20 protein-coding genes are annotated in these 20,247 nt (G+C 52.1%); 15 read left to right on the top strand and 5 right to left on the bottom strand.

The window, feature by feature from the left end; all coding sequences use genetic code 11:
* Nucleotides 1–23: 23 nt before the first annotated feature.
* Nucleotides 24–350 carry a DUF2958 domain-containing protein gene (locus DPRO_RS17470; protein WP_097013226.1) on the bottom strand — a complete coding sequence of 109 codons (327 nt, stop codon included), beginning with the start codon at nt 348–350 and terminating at the stop codon, nt 24–26.
* 135 nt (nt 351–485) lie between these two features.
* A complete protein-coding gene (locus DPRO_RS17465) occupies nt 486–929 on the bottom strand; it encodes a MucR family transcriptional regulator (RefSeq protein WP_097013225.1) in 444 nt (147 codons plus the stop codon).
* 212 nt (nt 930–1,141) lie between these two features.
* On the opposite strand from DPRO_RS17465, the gene DPRO_RS17460 reads away from it, so the two are divergent.
* Nucleotides 1,142–1,930: a hypothetical protein gene (locus DPRO_RS17460; protein WP_097013224.1), complete on the top strand. Its 789-nt coding sequence runs from the start codon at nt 1,142–1,144 to the stop codon at nt 1,928–1,930.
* Between the two features lie 544 nt (nt 1,931–2,474).
* On the top strand, nt 2,475–3,371 hold the full coding sequence (locus tag DPRO_RS17455; protein ID WP_097013223.1) for a hypothetical protein: 897 nt from the start codon (nt 2,475–2,477) through the stop codon (nt 3,369–3,371).
* 283 nt (nt 3,372–3,654) lie between these two features.
* Here the strand turns inward: DPRO_RS17455 and DPRO_RS17450 are convergent.
* A protein-coding gene (locus tag DPRO_RS17450; RefSeq protein ID WP_097010279.1) for an IS3 family transposase occupies nt 3,655–4,817 on the bottom strand; the annotation gives its coding sequence in 2 pieces (ribosomal slippage) (nt 3,655–4,542 and nt 4,545–4,817; 1,161 coding nt in all).
* 39 nt (nt 4,818–4,856) lie between these two features.
* On the opposite strand from DPRO_RS17450, the gene DPRO_RS17445 reads away from it, so the two are divergent.
* Both DPRO_RS17445 and DPRO_RS17440 read left to right on the top strand, forming a co-directional pair.
* Complete coding sequence (locus tag DPRO_RS17445) at nt 4,857–5,795, top strand: hypothetical protein (RefSeq protein WP_097013222.1); 939 nt, start codon at nt 4,857–4,859, stop codon at nt 5,793–5,795.
* Nucleotides 5,796–6,187: 392 nt separating this feature from the next.
* On the top strand, nt 6,188–8,830 hold the full coding sequence (locus tag DPRO_RS17440; protein WP_097013221.1) for a primase-helicase family protein: 2,643 nt from the start codon (nt 6,188–6,190) through the stop codon (nt 8,828–8,830).
* Between the two features lie 60 nt (nt 8,831–8,890).
* Here the strand turns inward: DPRO_RS17440 and DPRO_RS17435 are convergent, their stop codons facing one another.
* Nucleotides 8,891–9,700 carry a hypothetical protein gene (locus DPRO_RS17435; protein WP_097013220.1) on the bottom strand — a complete coding sequence of 270 codons (810 nt, stop codon included), beginning with the start codon at nt 9,698–9,700 and terminating at the stop codon, nt 8,891–8,893.
* Between the two features lie 110 nt (nt 9,701–9,810).
* The gene (locus DPRO_RS17430) at nt 9,811–10,113 is read right to left on the bottom strand and encodes a TM2 domain-containing protein (RefSeq protein ID WP_097013219.1); all 303 of its coding nucleotides are present in this window, start codon (nt 10,111–10,113) and stop codon (nt 9,811–9,813) included.
* Nucleotides 10,114–10,253: 140 nt separating this feature from the next.
* Here DPRO_RS17430 and DPRO_RS17425 point away from each other — a divergent pair, with 140 nt between their 5' ends.
* The 11 genes from DPRO_RS17425 (at nt 10,254) to DPRO_RS20420 (ending at nt 20,240) form a co-directional block, all read left to right on the top strand.
* Nucleotides 10,254–10,580 carry a helix-turn-helix domain-containing protein gene (locus DPRO_RS17425; RefSeq protein WP_097013218.1) on the top strand — a complete coding sequence of 109 codons (327 nt, stop codon included), beginning with the start codon at nt 10,254–10,256 and terminating at the stop codon, nt 10,578–10,580.
* 98 nt (nt 10,581–10,678) lie between these two features.
* Nucleotides 10,679–11,263, top strand: a complete 585-nt coding sequence (locus DPRO_RS17420) for a hypothetical protein (protein ID WP_097013217.1) — start codon at nt 10,679–10,681, stop codon at nt 11,261–11,263.
* Nucleotides 11,264–11,846: 583 nt separating this feature from the next.
* Nucleotides 11,847–12,446 carry a tyrosine-type recombinase/integrase gene (locus tag DPRO_RS17415; protein ID WP_097013216.1) on the top strand — a complete coding sequence of 200 codons (600 nt, stop codon included), beginning with the start codon at nt 11,847–11,849 and terminating at the stop codon, nt 12,444–12,446.
* A gap of 146 nt (nt 12,447–12,592) precedes the next feature.
* Nucleotides 12,593–12,829, top strand: a complete 237-nt coding sequence (locus tag DPRO_RS17410) for a MerR family transcriptional regulator (protein ID WP_097013215.1) — start codon at nt 12,593–12,595, stop codon at nt 12,827–12,829.
* Nucleotide 12,830: 1 nt separating this feature from the next.
* A complete protein-coding gene (locus DPRO_RS17405; RefSeq protein WP_097013214.1) occupies nt 12,831–13,853 on the top strand; it encodes a tyrosine-type recombinase/integrase in 1,023 nt (340 codons plus the stop codon).
* Nucleotides 13,854–13,919: 66 nt separating this feature from the next.
* Nucleotides 13,920–15,131 carry a hypothetical protein gene (locus DPRO_RS17400; RefSeq protein WP_097013213.1) on the top strand — a complete coding sequence of 404 codons (1,212 nt, stop codon included), beginning with the start codon at nt 13,920–13,922 and terminating at the stop codon, nt 15,129–15,131.
* Between the two features lie 327 nt (nt 15,132–15,458).
* Complete coding sequence (locus DPRO_RS17395) at nt 15,459–15,686, top strand: DUF2188 domain-containing protein (protein WP_097013212.1); 228 nt, start codon at nt 15,459–15,461, stop codon at nt 15,684–15,686.
* 189 nt (nt 15,687–15,875) lie between these two features.
* On the top strand, nt 15,876–16,904 hold the full coding sequence (locus tag DPRO_RS17390; protein WP_097013211.1) for a DUF4917 family protein: 1,029 nt from the start codon (nt 15,876–15,878) through the stop codon (nt 16,902–16,904).
* Nucleotides 16,905–16,961: 57 nt separating this feature from the next.
* Nucleotides 16,962–17,546 (top strand): restriction endonuclease subunit S, encoded by a 585-nt coding sequence (locus DPRO_RS17385; protein WP_162291193.1) that lies wholly within the window; start codon nt 16,962–16,964, stop codon nt 17,544–17,546.
* Nucleotides 17,546–19,057 (top strand): type I restriction-modification system subunit M, encoded by a 1,512-nt coding sequence (locus DPRO_RS17380; protein WP_097013209.1) that lies wholly within the window; start codon nt 17,546–17,548, stop codon nt 19,055–19,057. Before DPRO_RS17385 ends, DPRO_RS17380 begins: the two co-directional genes overlap by 1 nt.
* Complete coding sequence (locus DPRO_RS20420; protein ID WP_097013208.1) at nt 19,047–20,240, top strand: restriction endonuclease subunit S; 1,194 nt, start codon at nt 19,047–19,049, stop codon at nt 20,238–20,240. The genes DPRO_RS17380 and DPRO_RS20420 overlap by 11 nt, the downstream gene beginning before the upstream one ends.
* Nucleotides 20,241–20,247: the final 7 nt, after the last annotated feature.

The following is a 20,247-nucleotide window of genomic DNA, read 5'->3' as shown; positions in this document are numbered from 1 at the left end:
CAGACTCGTGCTTTTTCCATCCCTCAGCCATGCTGCGCCTCCCCGTGCCGCTCCCGCATGATCTCTCCAAACTCGCGCACCCGCCACCCGTCCTCGACGCTGACCACGAACGGCCCCACCCTGAGCTCGGTCAGCTCCGCCAGCGAGAAGTATCCCCACTCCGAGTTCATCATGTCGCCGTTCAAGACCGCGTAGCCGAAGAACGTGTCCTTGCCGTCAAACTCGGCGGCGTACCAGTGGGAGTCACCGAGAAAAAAGTGCGCCCAGATCAGCTTCTCGTCGGCTGGCGTGTCCTCGGTCTCGTACAGCCTGGGCATCCTCGGCACCAAGCCTTTGCTCTTGCTCGTCATGTAGTGCTCCTTCCGCGCCGCCAGGGCGCGGCTGCTTCGCAAGTTGTTGGATCATGCCGAGCAAGGAGCAAACGCGCCCCTGCTCGGCCCTTAGGAAACGAAAAGGCCCGACGCGATCGCGTCGGGCCTTCCTGCTTAGGCATCTTTGGAAGCATCCTTGGCTTTCCCCTTGGCTGGCTTCTCCTTGTCCTCGGGCTTCTTTCCCGTCCGCGTCCAGAGCTTCATCTCCTTCATGCGCTCGGACCGCGCCTTGGCCGTCTCCCGGCACGAGAGCGGAGCCCGTTTCTTGTATCCCCACTTGGAGCGGTACTCGTCCGGCGTCAGCCCGTGCGACTCAAGGTGCTTCTTCGAAAGGGTCTTGAAGGTCCGACCGCACTCCAGGCACACGATCGACTTGTTCCTGATCGCCCGCTTGGGGTCACAAGGCGGCTCCTGCCTGGGCGGCTCAATATCACCTTGGGCGATCTTCTGAAGCCTGTCGCTTAGGCTCTTGACCATCTCGCAGGCCTCGTCGGCAGTCATCGGCCTGACCCCGGCCTGCGCCTCCACGATCTTGAGAGCGTTCTCCATGTGACTCATACTCATCTCCTTATTTTAGCTTGAGATTCAAGGAGACGTCATTATCTCCCCTTTTAGGTTTCGTACACCCCGAAACAAATCACTTTGTGACCGCAAAACCCTCATTTAGAAGGAAGATCAATTGATTTAACCACCGAAGCCTTATTGCGAATCGACAACGGATGATGATACCAACAGTTTTAAATAGAATGCATTAGCCTTTTGAACACAGCATGCCAAGAATCCCCAAAATCACACTCGCCGAATGGAATTACGTCTATGAGGGAAGAAAAGACGAACAATTTGACGAAAGGACTCGCCCCAAAATAGCAGCAAGGCGAGCCCTAATCGCGAAATCTCGCGCTGAACGATATCTCCAACAAGGCGATATTGCTCTAAGGCAGGCATGGGAAAAAGGAAGCTCTATCGCATTAGCTGCAACCCTTGCCCCCTTCAACAAACGCATCAAAAGGTGCGCTGTCACAAGTATTGTCGAAACCATTGAGCTATGCGCCTTTTTGATTGACCAAGCCGCAGCCAAGCAAATAGTTGATTTGGCCGAAAATCAGCAGAAAGAAGCTATAAAAATCTTTGAACAAAAAGCTAAAAAAAAGCTCGTTAACGACATATATTCCCACAACGCGAAATTGGCAGCGGCTCAAATGGCTAAGACACGAACATACGAGCATGCAAAGCAGGCCTTCACTAACAAGGTTTCTAAGCTCAGGACCGACATCAGTCCTCACTACCTGAGTTATACTCACAAACATATCCTTGAAGTCTTACGCTCGACACAACTTCCTTTTTCAGAACAAAAGTTTGTCGAGCTAAGTAAGACCTGTGATCTCGGCAAAAAAAACTTTCATTGCCTCACCCCAAACGAGAGAGCAAACACCCGGAGAAGGATTGCCAGGTGGATAGACCTGATTCCACCCGGGGAACTAGCGTGTGAAATAGCTGTCTCAATTTCGTTCTTGTGCGAAAAACGCATGCTTCGAAAAATTCGTTTCGACAAGAAGTAAGCACGCGGTCTACAAGCCTACCATAAGCAGTCCCACCTCTATTCCTTGGAATTAGCCCTTACGATCTGTCAACTCATCGCCAGGTACTGTCACCCATTTGATATAGCTATCTGCCACAGCTGCCATAAGCGTCTTCGAGCCACCAGTCGCCACCGCATCTACTCACCTTGAATTACTGACAGAATAGATCAAATAACTGAGATGACAGAGCCTAATCCCTAGCTGAAACTCTTCTTTATTCATGTCCAAGACACTTCACTTTGACATCTGATATAGAAAAACAAATGGCAGATTCGGTACACACGACCCTCACCAATCATTCTTGCCCCTTCCTTATATATGAACCGTCAACACTCATTACAACAGGCCAACCTGCTGTTATTAATCTTTTTTCTGAATTATATACAAAAAAACTCATTTTTTTTTCTCAAGTGCAGATCAGAGCAGGAGCGTAATTGATACAATTTAGGGGCGTCTCTCACCGGGAAAGACGATTTCTTTTAAACAGCGCGAAAGCGCAAGCGAGTTCCAAGGAGGAACCAAAATGTCCGAATTTGAAAACGAAATGCTGTGGACGATTGAAATGCTTACTTCTGACAACGAATCTTATGAAATCGCATCCAGAGACATCTACAGGAAGTTGGACATCCCCAGCCCTGTGATGGACCTCATGTTCTTTGGCCGAAAAGCAGGAGGTGCCGTTGATGCTCTCTCCGACGGTGGCTTTGAATCCATTGAGGAGACATGTCCAACCCTCTCTCAGTTTGCAGCAAGCCTGACCCTCCGCAAGAAATTCCACGACAAAGTTTACGCTCTGATGCGCGAAATCACTGCTCGAACCATCAGCGCACTCGACACGGAGGAGTTAGCTGACCTCTGGGAGGGTGATGCCTCTTACCGGGAGGCCATCGAGACGATTGCCTTTGTTCCGGGGCGGAGCTTTTGCACATCGCTTTTCGTTGATGCAGCTCTTTGCTCCATGGTCAACGCCCTTGAGAACTTCGAGGTGATTTCGCTGGAGGCTGTCAAGTTCGCCTTGAAACACATAGATGAAGTGGCATGCTCCAAATTCGACAATAACTATGTCGTGAACATGATCATGATGAGGAGAGAGGCCATCAACATCATTGAAGCTGGTGAGACGTTTGCCGATGGGTGGAAGGAAAAAGCGATTGAAGCCCTCTTCAGCATCGACTTCGAGTCTGAGGTGCACCTGACGGATGAAAACGAACTGATGACTGAAGAGCTGGTGACGGACATATTGGACGATGCTGATCCGCGCAACATAGCCATCACCGTTGCATGGCTGTCTGCCATTTACCTCTACACCGAGTATGGCGATCGGATCGTAGATTTCTTCGATATCGACATCAACGACGTCGAAGCAGAAGACCACCAGGAGATCGCTGATGACGAAACCCCTGATGGTCTGGCTGCGTAAACGCTAACACGGAGGGATCATATCGAAGCCAGGGGACAGCTGGTACCTGCCCCCTGGCAAATGAAACTACAACATGATGTACGCAGATTACTCTATACAGCAGAAACAAGTGATTGTGAATACAAGCCCCCTAACAGAATTAAGCCGCGATTACAGCGGAATAAGGAATACACAATGACCAAGAAATCCAAGAAAAACTCCAAGCGCTTGAAAGCCAAAGCAAGAAGTGGCCTCGGTTCTTCGGACCACTGAGCGACGATTTTAAGGTGGACACGTTTACGAGCTACGCCGCTCTTTCGTTCCAGGCCAGAGGGGGTACCCCCTCTGGCCTGGAACGGTTCTGATATATCTCCATCGGCTTCTTGCCGTCAAAAGCAAAATGCGGACGTCGATTGTTGTAGAAATCGAACCACCAAGCCAAGGCTTGCCGCAGTTCGCTTCCGGTTCCCATCTCACGCAGGTAAGCACATTCATATTTCAACGAACGCCACAGACGCTCGATCATCACATTATCCATCCATCGGCCTCGACCGTCCATGGAGATACGAATTCCAGCCTCTCTGAGCGTCCGTGTGAACTCGTAGCTGGTGAACTGTGATCCCTGGTCGGTGTTGAAGATTTCCGGCACCCCATAACGATTCAGGGCTTCTTCCAAGGCAGACACGCAGAAATCAGCATCCATCGTGTTTGAGAGCCTCCACGACAGGACGGCCCGACTGTGCCAGTCCATGACCGCCACAAGGTATAAGAAGCCGCGTGTCATGGGGATATACGTGATGTCGGCACACCAAACCTGATTGGGCTTCGTAATCGCCTTGTGCCGCAGCAAATACGGATACGTCTTATGTTGCGGATGCGGATGGCTTGTCTTTGGCTTTTGGTAAATCGCCATCAGGCCCATTTTACGCATCAGACGTCGTACCCGTTCACGACCGACCCTTTGCCCTTCGTCTCGTAGGGTATTACGCATCTGTCTGGAACCGAAAAACGGCAGCTCCATAAACAACTCATCGATTCGGCGCATAAGGGCCAGGTTGGCCGGAGATTCGCCGATCGGTTCGTAGTAGTACGTCGATCGGTACAGCTTGAGAATTCGGCATTGCCGCCGGATACTGAGCTCGGGGTGAGTCTTGTCGACCACCTCTCGCCTTCGCTCACAGCTCAAATTTTGGCGAAGGCTTGTTGCAAAAAATCCTTCTCCACCGTGAGCTGGCCAATCTTGGCGTGAAGCTCCTTGATCTGGGCCCCGTTATCCTGACGGCCGACGGCCTTGCCTGAAAAGGACGCCACGATCCCTTCCTTGGCCTGCTTCTTCCACTGGGAAACCTGATTGGGGTGTACGCCGTACTTGCTGGCGAGTTCCGACAGGGTGTGTTCCCCGGACAGGGCATCCAGGGCGACTCGGGCTTTGAATTCCGCGCTGAAACGTTTTCTCGTCTTGGACATGAATTGCCTCCTTCGGGCAGTTTATGTCCACCTTATCGAGTGGTCCAGTTTTCCGAGGCCACTTCTGCAAAACGAACCGCAGCCAAAAATCTTGCCCGTAACAAGAAACGTGACGCCCAGAGGAAAAGCGACATTGAGCAGGCATTGCGCCGACAGCAGCAGTCCGCAGCCCTTTTGACTGACATAGAACGAGAACTGAACGACTCTGGTCGATTCTACATAGAGCTTGACAGGATCAACAGAGAGGGATTAGCGCAGACGCCTTTCGCTCTGGCTGCAGCAGAGGCAGCCGATCTCATCCCCCATGACGAGTTGAGAGCGTATCAGAAAGCATGGGAAAAAGGGGACGTCATCGCACTGGCGGCCACCGTTGCTGCCAATAGCCCTGACTTGCTCACGTACACAAAAGAAGCGATCCGCTATGTAACCGAGCCGATTGCGCACCTGATTGGGCTTACAGCCACAGACAGGCACTGGAAAGGTTCTGAAGAAGAACTCTATGCATTTATCGCCGAGATGCTCAAACCCACCACAGACCAGATTGTGAGTGACATTTTGATCAGGGGAGCCAGAGCCGCCATGCAGGCTTGGATCGGCACAGAAGAAGATTCTTTTAATGGAATTCTCAACATCACCACCCAGTACATACTCGATAGGGTGCAAACTCAGGCTGCCCGTAACAGAGGCTACTACGAACAGCTCGCTTTGGATAACGCTCTCAGCGTTCTTAAAAACGCAGATCACATCTCCACAAAGTGGAGAGCCGGAGTGAGAATCCTCTTGTCATTCTTCGATGAGACATACTTTGAAAGCAGCATCGTTCGCGACGATTTCGTTTCTGACATAGTTACCATGGTCCAGGAAAAAGCTATACCCTTCCCTACGCGAGAGTTCACGGCTTTCATTGCCTGGGATGGAGCTATCGATGCTTTTGAACGCATGGACTCGGAAGGCAATCTGTTCGGCAGAGCCGCCTAACCAATAAGCCCCCGAGCAGGCACCTCCGCTATCTCGGTCCCACTGAGAGGCGCACAACCGTGTCCCCTCTTGTATACAGCGCCGCCCCGAAGAGGAAGCAGAGCCTCTTCGGGGCCCGCACAACGCAAACGCCCCCCCAACCACAAACATGGGCAATACGTCATCCACACCATCAAGCCATCCGACACAGACAACAACGCGACAAGAGCACATCAAAAGACTATAAAAAATAAAAAAAACAATAGGATAAACACTTCTAACACATGTAACACTTATAATATTCAAATTGTTCCAAACACGCCCCCTGACGCCTTGGTCTTCTCAAGACCAAGGCTAAAATCCACCAGTTACATGTGTTCTTGAATCACCGCAGCCATCCAGGAGAATATACCATGCACACCAACGCTCCCTACACAAAAGATGAAGCCCTCGTCGTCCTCGTGTGCGAGGACGTCGAGGGACTTGAGGCCGTGAACAGCTTGCCTAGCAGCTACGCCGAATACGCGACCGGCACCAACCTCCCGATCACGTACTTCATGATATCCGACACGGACAATCCTACCAAGAAGACCTGGAAGAAGCCCCTCACAGAAGCCGAGCGCACCGAATGGGCACACGGCGTGCTTAGTCACGGCACTTCCGTGCTCAACAGCCTATCGCTTCCTCCGATCCTAAAGCTCCTGCCTAAAGGGGTCGCTAAAATGCATGCCGATGGCCGCCCTCGCGCTGGCGCGTCCAGGCCGGTTCTCAGGGATGTGCCTGTGGCATCCATCCCGCTCAGCGAATTGACTCGCAAGCTGGAAGGCGTCGGCACGACCGAAGAAGAACAGCGCAAATCCATCGTGGAAACGGCCAAGGATATCTCCCCGGCCTTCAAGGAAAACATCGAGAACGAGGAATCGGCATCGGGAGAGGAGGCTCCGTGGGAGACTCCCCTGTGGAAGAAGGTCGTCGAAGCCGTCCCGGTCTCTGAGGTCTACTCGACCTACAATGAACACATATACCCCTCGGAGACCGAACGCTTCAAATGCCTTCTCGGCCACGACAGCATCGACGGCAAGGACGTCATCTGCAAGGATGATCGCCACTGGGAGTGCCTCACCTGCGGGGCAAGCGGCAACTCGTTCCAGCTCTTCCACAAACGCAAGGGGGCTCGGGACAAGGACGGGAAGAGCCTGTGGGTTAATAATAGCAGGGAGTTCTCTAAGCTGGCGGGCCGAGAGCTTTCCGAAAAGTGGTGCAAGTTCATCAAGGAGCACGAGCAGACACGCAACAGTCAGCGATCTGAGGACAAAGAGAATGCGATCATGCGCGGGCAGACAAGGCTTCACGAAATGAACGAAACGTTCTTCGTCGCGCCGTATAACGGCAAGACCTATATCATAGAAGAAATCACTGACCTGCATGGCAATTGTGAACTCGTCCCGCATGCCGCACAACACTTCAGGACACTTTATGACAACGAAAAAATCGCTTACCTCAACTCTAAAGGGGAGCTCAAATCCACAAGCCTCGGCAAATACTGGTTATACTGGGAAGGAAGGAGGTCATACGAATCGGTGGTTTTCTACCCCGATGAGCTTCCCGAGAATCATCATAGAAAGCTCTACAACCTCTGGCGAGGGTTCGAGGTAGAGCCGCGTGAGGGCGACTTCTCGAAGACCGAGTATCACCTCAAGCATGTGTGGTGCAACGGCAACGAAGAGCATTACAACTACCTGCTTATGTGGTTCGCTCACCTCCTGCAATACCCCACGGAGAAACCCGGAGTAGCCCTCGTCATAAAAGGAGACAAAGGAACAGGCAAGAGCACTATCCTGGAAGGCATATTCGAACACATCCTGGGCAGAGCATATGCGACAGTCGACCTCGGCGAGCAAGCCACGGGCAAGTTCAACCACCATCTACGTGGCAAGCTCTTGCTGGTTCTGGAAGAGGCCATCTGGGCTGGCTCCAAGAGCGACGAAGGTCGGGTCAAAAACATGATCACCGGCCCGCGAGCCAGGTATGAGCCCAAGGGCGTAGACTCCTTCGAAGAGCAGTCGTACATGCGCCTGGTGTTCATCAGCAACGAGAAGCGAGCCGTGCCAGCTTCCCTTGGGGAGCGCAGGTACTTCGCACTCAAGGTGACCAGCACGAAGCAGTGCGACATCAGCTACTTCAAGGAGCTTCGCCACGAGTTCGACCACGGTGGCCGTGAAGCCTTCATGCACCACCTGATGAACCTCCCCGTGGACAAGGATGCCATACGGCTGCCTCCCCGTGCCCCGGCTCTGTGGGATGACATATATGAAGGACTGCCCCTGGTCGAGAAATGGCTTTACGACGGCCTCAACACCAGCGCAGAAGAAATTGACGATCCAGAGCGGGAGTTTTTGTGGAGAGGGGGTCACGTCCCAACGCGCTTGTTCTACCAAGACTTCGAAAAATACAAAGCTGAACGAGAAAGGATGAGAGGATATACGGGTTTCAACGGCATCACGAGCGTAAAGAAGATGACCCAGTTCCTGAAGTCCTTCTTCGGAGAATCTCACTACACGACTCACAAAAGGCAACGCTGTTACTTTATAGCCAGTCTTGAATGGGCTCGGGAGATATTCGAATCTCATGTCGAAAGATGCGAGGTGCCCTGGGACGACTTCCAACCTATTTCAGACAATGACGAGGATATTGAACATGCAGGTCACCTTAGAGGCAGTGAAGTTGTTGCTGACGACGTCTTCCCTGAAGGGAGTAAGCACAAGAACCTGAAAGAAATACTGGCCAGTAACATAGCCAGATTTAAGCGAGAAAAATCCAGCGGGGAGAAATGCTACATCAGCTTTGACGATCCCTTCTTCGAAGAAGAGATGCGGCCCGCTCCTGACGAAAGCCACGACCCTTTCTTCGAGGAAGAAAGGCGACCTGCTCCTGTCGAAGAAATCCCCGCCTTCTTCGAGGACGAGTTAAGCCCAGAGAAGAACCAACACTTCAGCATCAACAGCAACGACTCATTCTTCCAGGACGAGATCGCAGCAGCGCAAGCCGACGACTAACAACAGAAAAGGCGTCCAGGTCACTACCTGGACGCCTTTTCTCTTTTCGCCAACCATCAACTAGCCTTCTTGCACGTACCCTTCATTGATGACAGATCTTATGATATTGAGCCAACCGACCCCATCCATGTGCAGCCAACGGTCATCTTTATAGCTTTTGGCAATAAGCACGTATTTGAACATCACTATCGCCCTGGCCCTCACGGCAGATTCCCCGTTTTGCTTTCGCATCTCATTGATCATGTACTGGCTACTGACCGCCATGAGAGGCACCTCCAGCGCCATATCTTCAGCGACATTCACCATCTTGACGGTGACGTAATGCATGTCGCCGACCTTTGTCGGAGTCTTCTCTTTTACACGATCGTACTCGACCTTGATGGAGAAGCCGCGCTCGTGGAAATACTTGCAGAAGCCCAGGAACGAGCGAATCGGTGCCCGAAGGGCTGGATCCCAATAGTTATCGGTGAAAACCGTCTCAACGATCTTCGTCTCATCGTCTGCAAGTCCCTCCGGCAGCTTAAGCCAGTCATACTCGGCAAGCTTTGACGATGTTGGAGGCTGCGCAGCCTCCGGCTCGACCTCGGCCAGAGCAACGTTGTCGATGCAGAAACCCCAGTGAGGATGATCTACAGCGTCACCCTTGACGCTACCCGTCTTATCCCAGTGGTCGTCAAGGTACGCTCTAAGCCCGTCGCCCAGGACAGAGTCAGGCCCACACCCAACGATGTGCCACTTCCCGTCGATCTCGATCTGTTGAAAGTTGTCGCCGCCCTTGAACTCAGAAGAGATCAGGCCTGTGAACGTCTCCGCAGCAGCGACTCCGCTCACTATTACTACCATTACCAACGCCATCACTAATTTCCACATTGGTTTATGCCTCCTATGGTATAGACCGGCGCCGTGCGCCCGCCTTTGTCGCATGGGAAAGGCCGAGGGCAACACCCTCGGCCTAACGTCATCAGCCATCACATCAAAAGCTACCACTCACGAAGCGGCGCGCCTGCGTTGTCCTTGAAGCTTCCCGTCCATATTTTGATGGAGTCCAGGAACCAGCCGATACCGAAGAGGCCACAGGTCAGCGCGTAGGCGATGCCCATGCCTATCCTGCCCACATAAAAGTGATGGACGCCGAACATGCCACCAACCGCGCACAGAACAAGAGCTGTCTTCCGACTCTTCTCGGAGGCCACAGTCATGTATCGACTGCCGCCTGCGCTCACATTAACGTTGATGTTCTGCTGTCCCTGCCCTGCTGCTTGCTCCGTAGTGTCTTGCGTCATGTCGAGTTCTCCTTGTCTTCTGTTCGAAAGTTGCAACTATCAAGCTCAAACACCGATATATCCACCCTATCTAGAAAAGTAAATATATATCAGGTCCACATTCAAGTAAGCCGGATATATCCATAGTTTGGAGGCAAACTATGAATGACATCCTTCTCAAGCTCGGAAAACGCATTCGAGAGTTTCGAAAAGAAAACGGCCTGTCGCAGAGCCAGCTCGCAGAAATGGCTGGCCTTAACGACAAGTACCTAGGCGAAGTCGAAAGGGGCTCCAACAACATCTCGATCAAGAACCTGGGCCAGATTGCGGCAGCTTTGCAGGTCGAGACCTTCGAGTTGCTCGGCGGCGCCCACGAATACGAAATTGAACGCAAAGAGCTCGTCCAGAAGCTCCACAAAATCATCGAATCAGCGTCTGATAAGGACCTCTGCGCCATCTACGGCTTTGCTTCTGACACAGTGAACTGAACATCCTTTCTGTCCACATAAATAGAACTAGAGAGATTTGCGGACAGCCCGCAAGCCCAGCTCTGGCTCTATAACTATATGTAATACAGGAGGATGCTATGTTAGAAAGCATCAATTTTCAGGAACTCTTTGCCGATCTCGGCCTCGAATCGACCATCAAGGGCGGCAACCTCGTCTGCCCGTTCTGCGGCAAGCACGCGTTCAGGGAGTACCACGACAACGGCGTAGCACGGTGCCACGCCTGCGAGTGGGCAGGCAACGCCATCAACCTCGTTAAAGAAGTCGAAGGCGTAGATAGCGTTAAGGCCGCCGAAGCATACGCCAACCTCATCCACATTGAGGACAACGAACGACATTCCTTGTACAAAGCTACTCGCAGACTTGCAGACGACCTGGATTTTCTTGCCCAGGCCCGAGCATACTTCGCCTTCTACAAGTCGGCCCGAATGGGCGCACCATACTACCAGCAGCAGTCTGGCTACAGCCGATCCCACTTCACGAAGGTTCTCAACGGACAGCCCGACAAGGTTTCAGCGAAATCGTGGAAAGAGATCGTGGCGTTCTTAAGGAGAACGATCAACGTCGGCCAGCTCAGAAAGGACATGATGATGGGCTCGCAGTATTGGAGGGAGTGCATCAAAGACGAAGCATTGCTGAGGGAAAGCGTGGACAAATTCAGGTAGCCAGCTTCTGATAACAACAATCGAGAAAGGGCGTTTGTGGGCATGACCTGCGAACGCCCTTCTTGCGTTATGGACGGCAAAATCCATGAGTGGAACACAGCTTGGGTCACACTTGATGAGCATGGGCTTGCTTGATCGAATTTCCGTTCAGCAAACTTAACAAATTACAAATTGGAATTCATTGAACGAAGCATTGTGCGCTACGCGCATGACCACACTCACCGGAAGAGGTGGGCAACGCCCACCCAACCGATGAGCGATGCTCATTGCTGCATTTCTTGAAAAAAATTCACCCAGGCTGAATCGCTCCCGCCGCTTCACCTTCTGCTTGCTACTATTTATCGGAACACTGTGTCCGCAGGGGTGCTTTTCCGCACTTTTCCCCAAAAAAGTTTCGAATTTCCGCATCTTTCTTCTCGATCTCACGTTCACGATAACAGCTCGACAATGTTAAGTTTTTGGCAAAAGTTAACATTCTCCGAAAAGCGACTGTGATTTTGAAGACTTATCGACTCCTCAAAATCGCCCATCATGAGAATGTTAAAAATGCACTAAAATTCAAGCACATACTTAACATTACGAAATGAGCCCTAGAAACGACAATCATCCCCCCAAGGGAAGTTCCATCACCGTCGAGCCCATCCGCTCCCTGGAAGCGATCTCTGCCATCAAGGACATGCTCCACGGCAAGCCGCGTGACCTGTTGCTCTTCGTGATCGCGACCAACAACGGCATCCGATGCGGAGACCTTCTGCGGCTCAAGGTTGGCGACCTGCGCGGCAAGAACGTCGACGACACCATCGCCGTAAAGGAGTCCAAGACGGGCAAGACCAACGTGCTCGCCGTCAACGATTCAGTCTACTCTGCACTGACGCGGTTCCTCGCGTCAGGCTCGTTCTGCGACGACGCATACTTGTTCCGATCCCAGAAAGGAGACAACAAGCCGCTCACGATCCAGTCCGTCAACCGCATGGTGAAGACTTGGTGTCGTGAAGCTGACCTCGACGGCAACTACGGAGCCCACACCCTGCGCAAGACGTTCGGCTACGTGCAGCGCGTCCACTTTGGTGTCGGATTCGAGGTGCTGTGCAAGCGCTTCAATCACGCCTCGCCAGCCGTCACCATGCGTTATCTCGGAATCAGCGACACGGAAGTAGTTAGCATCCTGAAAAATTCCATTTGATTTGATTCGTCGAGTTTACTTCGGCCCCTGGAGTTTGAGAAATTAATGAAGTCGAGGGGGTCAGTCCCGGAAATTTTAAAAATTTTGAACTTGAAAGAGTTGTTCCCTCATACGAATCAACTACTTCCAATAGGAGGATACCAGCAATGAGCAGGCCCATCACCGTCGAAAGGCACTTCTTCAACCAACGCGAGGCAGCCGAGTACTGCGGCTACAGCACCTCCAAGTTCAGGCAGTTCGCAAAGGATTACGACATCCCGAAGTGCGGCCCCAACCAGGATCGGTACCGCAAAGTGGACCTGGACAGCTTCATGGCCTGTCCCTGCGACTTCTACAACCCCCTGCGCGTTCGCAAGTCTGGGTTCGTCCCAGTGGAGGTGTAGCATGTCAGTCGGAGTCACCAAAGACGGACGCTGGTACGCTCAGTACCGTGTCGCCCACCGCAAGAGCCCAAAGAAAGAGTACTTCGGCAAAGGGACCGAGGCCAAGAAGGCTGCCCACGAACGTAACGCCGAAGTCAACCTGATGAAGAAACGCGGCGAGGAAATCAGAGCGGACCACATCTATCTGGACGAGCTCGGCCAGGTCTATCTCGACCACGAGAAGGCCCGTGGCCGCGAACGGAAGTTCCTCAAGGAAGTGGCGAACAGGCTGAACAGCTCATATCTGCCTGCCCTGAACCACGCGCCGATCCACAAGCTCAAGGCCGATGACTTCAACGTGCTGGCACTTGAGTACGCGGATCTTTCGCCCAACTCGTTCAACCGCTACATCACCTACCTCAACGTCATATTCAACTTCGGCGTCGAGTTCGAGTACATCGAGAAAAATCCGATGGCTGCATGGCGAAAGCGCGTGCTGAAGCGCGAGAATCACCGAGAGCTGAACGTCGACGCGGAAGACATCAAGGCCATCCTCGACCACTCGCCGCTGCATGTCTACAAAGCGATCAAGCTGATCCTGAACACTGGCTGCCGTCCCGGCAAGACAGAACTGCTCAAGATCAAGTACAGCGACGTGGACTTCCACAACAAGCGCGTCAGGATTCGCGGCTCCAAGACGGCCAGGAGCGACAGATACGTCCCCCTGCGCGACGAGTTCCTTGAGGAGATCAAGGGCTGGCAGGCCACGGCAGAGTGCGACCACATCGTCGAGTACAAGGGCAAGCCCGTCCAGAGCTACATCAAGGCGTTCAGGACCGCCGTGAAGAACTCCGGCATCGGCAAGAAGGTTGTCCCTTACCAGCTCCGTCACTTCTTCGCCTCCAGCCTTATCGCCAACAAGGCCGACATCAAGGCTGTCGCCTCCCTCATGGGCCACTCCGGCCCGGCGATGCTGTTCAAGGTGTACTACCACCTGATCGGCGACGGCGAGAAAGAAGCCATCGAAAAGCTGTCTGACATTTAAGCCAACCAACAGCTTGGGTGCTGTTTTGTTGCCCCAAGCTCCATCCTTCCAATCCAGGACATGACCATGAAAAAATTTCTTTCCATCGCGGAAGGCAAGCTCGTCAACGACGGAATGCAGCCGACCGCCAAGGCCAAGCTCGACCTTCTGACGGACTCCGAGGACGCCCTGCCCACGTTCCCGTTCATACTCGAAAGCCTCGGCCTTCACGCCTGCCTGGATGCAATGGACGCTGTGCCTTACCAGCACGAAGGTTTCATAGAGAAGACACTCCGTCTGCTCGCCATAGACGCCGCATACCGCGTCATGCCCCTCTGGGAGAACGCTGAAGTCAGCCAGGACGGCCTCAAGGACCTCCTGCGACTGGCACACCTTTACGCGCACGGTGAAGTTGAGCACGAGGAGTACCAGGAACGCATGTGGGAGGTCGCCCAGCCGATCATGCGCGAGGACAAATCTCATTCCAGCTTAACCGCTGCTCAGGACGCACGGGACTGCGCCCTGCTCTCCGCATCACACAGCCTCATCCCGGCCCTGAACAGAGCCATAGAGGCCGTGCAGAGCCACCACGGAGACATCGCAAGGGGCTGCGCGTACAGCTACAAAACCGACCAGGAACACGCCCTGCGCTACGCCTGGAAGCACGGAGGCCCGATATCGTTCGGCGCAACGTTCGCCGTCACGTCAAAGCACGTCCTGGCAGCAGTCGAGGCCGAAGTCTGGCACGTCGCCCACACCATCGCTGACGAATTGCTTGGGTTCGTCGGGTACGAGAACGTCGAGATCACGGAAAAGGAGATGAGGAGCTTCCTCCTGGAAGCCCTGGCTTCAGCGAGCGATGAGATAGCGCATGAAGTGCTGCACAAGGGCGCACGGCTCGTGATCGACGCGGTCATGCCTGCCGGATCGTTCGAAGAAGCGAGAGATTTAGCGCGAGACGCCGCTCTGGGAGTGTTCAGGGACGCCTGCTCCGATCCCGACATGTACGAGCAACTGGCGATCGGCAGGACGGCAATCGCAGCAGCCTGTCACGACTTCGAGGACCACGAAGCGTTCGCCATTTGCCACGCTCTGCACTACCTCCACGAGGGGAGCTTTTACAAGTTTCACCCGATCAACGGTAAAGCAGACAAGATAGCCAAGGACGTCGCCCTAGATGCCAGGAAGAAGCTTAGCTTGGAGCAGATGGCGTATGCTGGCGCAAGCAGCTACGCTGGCAACGTCGAAACAGGTATCCAGGCAGAAGTCCTGGAGCGACTTTTGTCAACCTACGCGTAGCGCACTATATTCGGATAGTTACCAGCCTTCTTCTGGCTTCACCCTCAGTGGAGCCATAAGCACACCGCCATGCCTGTGGGCAAATAGCCCATGACACGAACGCCAATCCGCCCACCCCACTTAATACCCGTCGCAATATTGGTCCGCCCCATTCAGCAACGGCATTAAGACATGTCGCGAAGCTTGCAATCATTTTTTTGCACAATTTGCCATTACGCATCTTGACCCAAGATGCATAATGCATTATTACTCATTTCTATTGACAGCGCAAAGGCTTCGCGCGCTAGTCAACAATACCAAAAAACAGCGAAGCAGAGGAAGGTCTTTATGACCCGAGACACACACCGCGCAATGCGGCACCCCGACGGGGGATGGCAGGTGAAGAGGGACGGCGACAGTAAGGCATCTCGTCGAACTGAAACCCAGGCTGAAGCGATTTCTGTCGGACGCGAAATCAGCCGAAACCAGGGAACCGAATTCCAGATTCACGGGAAAAACGGTCGAATCAGGCAGTCTGACAGCCATGGAAACGACCCTTACCCGCCTAAGGGCTAGGGGTAGAACGATGACAGTTGAAGGTCGCAAAAAAAGGCCGAGTGCGCCAACATTCAGCCCTTCATAGACCAGCTTGCCAGAACATGGTCCATCGCAAGCTCATAGTGGTCTTGATCTCTGAGGTAATCTTTACCTAAAAAGTCCACATTGTTCAAGATGGTCCATAGGTACTTATTTTTAGGAGAATTTATGGATTTGATTGATTTTGAAGCAGCACTTGCTATCGCAAAAGGAACTAAGGGCAAAACCCACCTCTTGTTGGGTAACGGTTTTAGTATCGCTCTGAAGCCTGACATTTTCACGTATAACTCGCTTTTTTCTAAAGCAAACTTCTCGGCACACCCTGAAGTGCAAAAGGTTTTTGAGCGGCTGGACACCACGGACTTTGAGCAAGTCGTATATACGCTGGAACAGGCTGCCCAGATTCTTACGTGCTATCTCCCGAGCCAGGAGCAAACCAAAGAGCAAATGAAGGCGGACGCCCTTCGTTTGAAGGAAATTCTTGTTGAGACAATTGCGGGCAACCACCCGCCTCGACCTTATTCCATCACTGAAGATCAGTACGCTTCATGCACGCGATTTCTGAAGCCCTTCCTGGACAGTGGGAGTATTTACACTCTCAACTATGACATTCTGTTGTATTGGACCTTGATGAATGCCAAGGATCAAAATCTGATCAACTTCGATGATGGATTCAGAAGCGACCCGGCAGACGAAGACGCTGAATACGTTGTATGGGATAACGGTAATGCCCACGGGCAAAACGTTCATTACTTGCACGGCGCACTCCACCTCTTTGATGCCGGACACCAGCTGCGTAAGTACACTTGGAACAGGACCGACATCCCCCTTGTGGAGCAATCCCGAAAAGCTATCAGCGATGGTGCATTCCCGCTGTTCGTCTCTGAAGGCTCAACCGAAAAGAAAATGACCAAAATTTCTCATAGCGGTTATTTGCATAAAGCCCTGCGGAGCTTTTCGTCTATCGGCGGTTCTTTGTTTATCCACGGCTTGTCGCTGGCTCCTAATGACGAGCATATCTTGCAACGCATTGAGCGAGGCAAGGTGCAGCAGGTTTTCGTCGGCATCCATGGTGATCCCAACGCGGACCACAACCAAAGAATCATCGCTCGGGCAAATCGGCTTTCAAGCAACCGGGCCTATGGTTCCCTGAAGGTTCATTACTACAGTTCCAGTTCAGCTAGTGTCTGGGGCTAACAGTAGTCACATAGTAGAAATGGGGGAGGTTCTCTCCCCCTTCTTTGAATGAGGATAATGATGGAAAAGACTTTAATTGATTGTGTCCAAATCAATCCTGGCTACCCATATCGTGGGAAGATCAAGGAGCAGCCTGACGGCGAAGTTCAGGTGGTGCAGATAAAGGACATCAACGAGCGCAACCAGGTCAATTGGACGGACATTAGCCGGTCAATGTTGACGGGGAAAAAAGCACCAAACCTTATTGAGAGTGATGACATCCTTTTTTTAGCACGTGGCAATAAAAACGTTGCCATATCCATGGAAGGAATCGCTGAGGATGTTGTGTGCTCACCAGTTTTTTTCCAGCTTAAGATACGAGACAAGACCAAGCTCATCCCCAAATTCTTAATGTGGCAACTAAATCAGGAACAAACAAAGCGATATATCGCTGAGCATTGTGGTGGTACAGTCCAGCGCAACGTCACCAAAAAAGCCTTGGAAGGGCTAGTAATCACCATACCTTCAATGGAAAAGCAGGCCCAGGTCGTTCGCCTTGTAGAGTGCTATGAAAAAGAGCTTGAAACCTACAACAAGCTCATATCCAATCGAACCCAAATGATGACAGCTGTATCTAACAACATATTTTCTGGAGAAAAATAATGACAAACAAAGTCAGCCAAAAAGAAGTCAATGACGCTGTATGGGATGCTTGTGACACCTTCCGAGGTGTGGTCGATGCAAGCGCGTACAAGGATTACGTCCTGACCATGCTGTTCCTCAAGTACATCAGTGATGTCTGGCGGGATCATTATGACAAATACAAAGCGGATTTCGGCGACAGCCCAGAACTCATCGAGGAAATGATGAAGAACGAGCGGTTCCTGCTGCCCAAGGAATCCAGCTTCTACTACCTCTTTGATAGGCGTTTCGAGCCGGGCAATGGCGAGCGTATCGATAAGGCTCTGCATGGGATTGAAGAAGCGAATATGGGCAAGCTAAACGATGTGTTCCAGGACATCAGCTTTAACTCCACCAAGCTCGGCGACGACAAGCAGAAGAACGACATCCTGCGGCACATGCTGGAGGACTTCAACAAGCCTGAACTGAACCTCCGCCCCTCACGCATCGGCAATCTGGACATCATCGGCAACGCATACGAATTCCTTATTAAGCATTTTGCTGCAACGTCTGGGAAAAAGGCTGGCGAGTTCTATACGCCGCCGGAAGTGTCGCAGCTTATCGCTCAGTTGGTCACGCCCCAGGAGGGTGATGAAATATGCGATCCGGCTTGTGGTTCCGGGTCTTTGCTCATGAAATGCGGACGGCAAGTCAAAGAGCATTTCGACTCCAAGAAGTACGCGCTGTTCGGGCAGGAAGCCATCGGTTCTACTTGGGCGTTGGCAAAGATGAATATGTTCCTGCACGGCGAGGACAACCACAAGATCGAATGGGGTGACACCCTCCGCAATCCGCTTCTGCTGGATGGGGACGATCAGCTCAAGCATTTCGACATCGTTGTGGCGAACCCGCCTTTCTCGCTGGCGAAGTGGGGTCATGAGTCTGCTGACAGTGATCGATTCGGTCGATTCCGGCGTGGCATACCGCCCAAGACCAAGGGCGATTATGCGTTCATCCTCCACATGATTGAGACGTTGAAACCGGGCAGTGGGCGCATGGGTGTGGTTGTTCCTCACGGCGTACTCTTCCGCGCTGCTGCTGAGGGAAAAATCCGCAAACAACTGATCGAAGAGAACCTCCTGGATATGGTGATCGGGCTGCCAGCAAAGCTTTTTTATGGGACAGGTATTCCTGCCGCAATCCTCGTATTCCGCAAGGATAAAAAGGACACAAATATATTGTTTATTGATGCGTCCCAAGAATATCAAGAAGGAACCAACCAGAATATTTTACGCTCCGAAGACATTGAAAAAATACTGGCAACAGGAAAGACACGTGAGAGCCTAGATAAGTACTCTTATTTGGCGAGTTATGATGAAATTGTGGAGAATGATTTCAACCTTAATCTTCCTCGCTACGTGGATACTTTCGAGGAGGAAGAGGAGATTGATCTTAACGCAGTGCTTGCGGAACGGAATGTGCTGAAAGCCGATTTGGAGAAGCTGGAAGCTCAGATGGCGGGCCACCTCAAGGAGCTTGGCTATGACGCCTAATGGGTGGGCTCTCCTAAAAGTTGAGGATTTGCTGGAACAAGTGCGAACTCCAGTTCAGGTAGAGTCGGATCAGCTCTATAGAGAAATTGGCATCCGCTCCCATGGAAAAGGAATATTTCACAAAGAACCTGTCAGAGGTAAAACCTTAGGCAACAAAAGAGTATTCGAAGTAATCCCAGGATGTTTCACCTTAAATATTGTATTTGCTTGGGAGCAGGCTGTAGCTAAGACATCTAATGCTGAAGAGGGGTTCATAGCTTCGCACAGATTCCCACAATATCAAGCAAAGGAAGATGTCGCTTGTGTGGATTATCTGCATCGCTATTTTCTCTCACCTAAGGGAAAGTATTTGCTAGGCATTGCCTCTCCTGGAGGAGCCGGGAGAAACAAAACGCTAGGACAAAAAGAGTTTGGACGTGTTGTTATTCCAACTCCCCCCCTCTCTGAGCAAAAGAAGATCGCCCGCATCCTGTCCACCTGGGACAAGGCGATTGAGACGGTGGACAAGCTGATCGAGAACAGCCAGCAGCAGAAAAAGGCGCTCATGCAGCAACTGCTGACGGGCAAGAAGCGTCTGCCGGGGTTCAGTGGGGAGTGGAAGGAGGTGCGGCTGGGCAAAGTTGCACAGATTAACCCGAAGAAATCTGCAAAGCCATCAGACGGACTTGTTTCCTTCATCCCAATGGACGCAGTATCAGAGAGTGCGCAAATAATCTCCCTTGCCACCCGAAATTATGATGATGTTTCTAAGGGGTTCTCTGCATTCGCCGAGGATGATGTCTTAGTAGCTAAAATTACACCTTGCTTTGAGAACGGCAAAGGTGCTCAGGCTACGGGACTCGTTAACGGTGTTGGGTTTGGTACGACGGAATTTCACGTCATCCGGGGCAAGCAAGCACTTCATCCACGATTTATCTATTACATCACAAAAAGTTACGAGTTCAGATTTCGTGGTGAAGCAAACATGCAAGGGTCCGCAGGACAACGCCGAGTTCCTACAGACTTTATCAAAGCATATCAGATAGATTTGCCACCACTTGAAGAACAAAAAGCAATTTGTACCGTGCTCGACGCTAACACCTCTATGCTCCAAGCACTACATGATCAAAAAGCCTTTGCTACCCATGAAAAGCAAGCTCTGATGCAGCAACTCCTCACCGGCAAACGGCGAGTGGAGGTCTAGTACACCC

It is taken from the genome of Pseudodesulfovibrio profundus, from assembly GCF_900217235.1.
In the GTDB taxonomy this organism is placed as follows: Bacteria; Desulfobacterota; Desulfovibrionia; order Desulfovibrionales; family Desulfovibrionaceae; genus Pseudodesulfovibrio; species Pseudodesulfovibrio profundus.
This window is presented reverse-complemented; position numbering and strand designations above follow the sequence as displayed.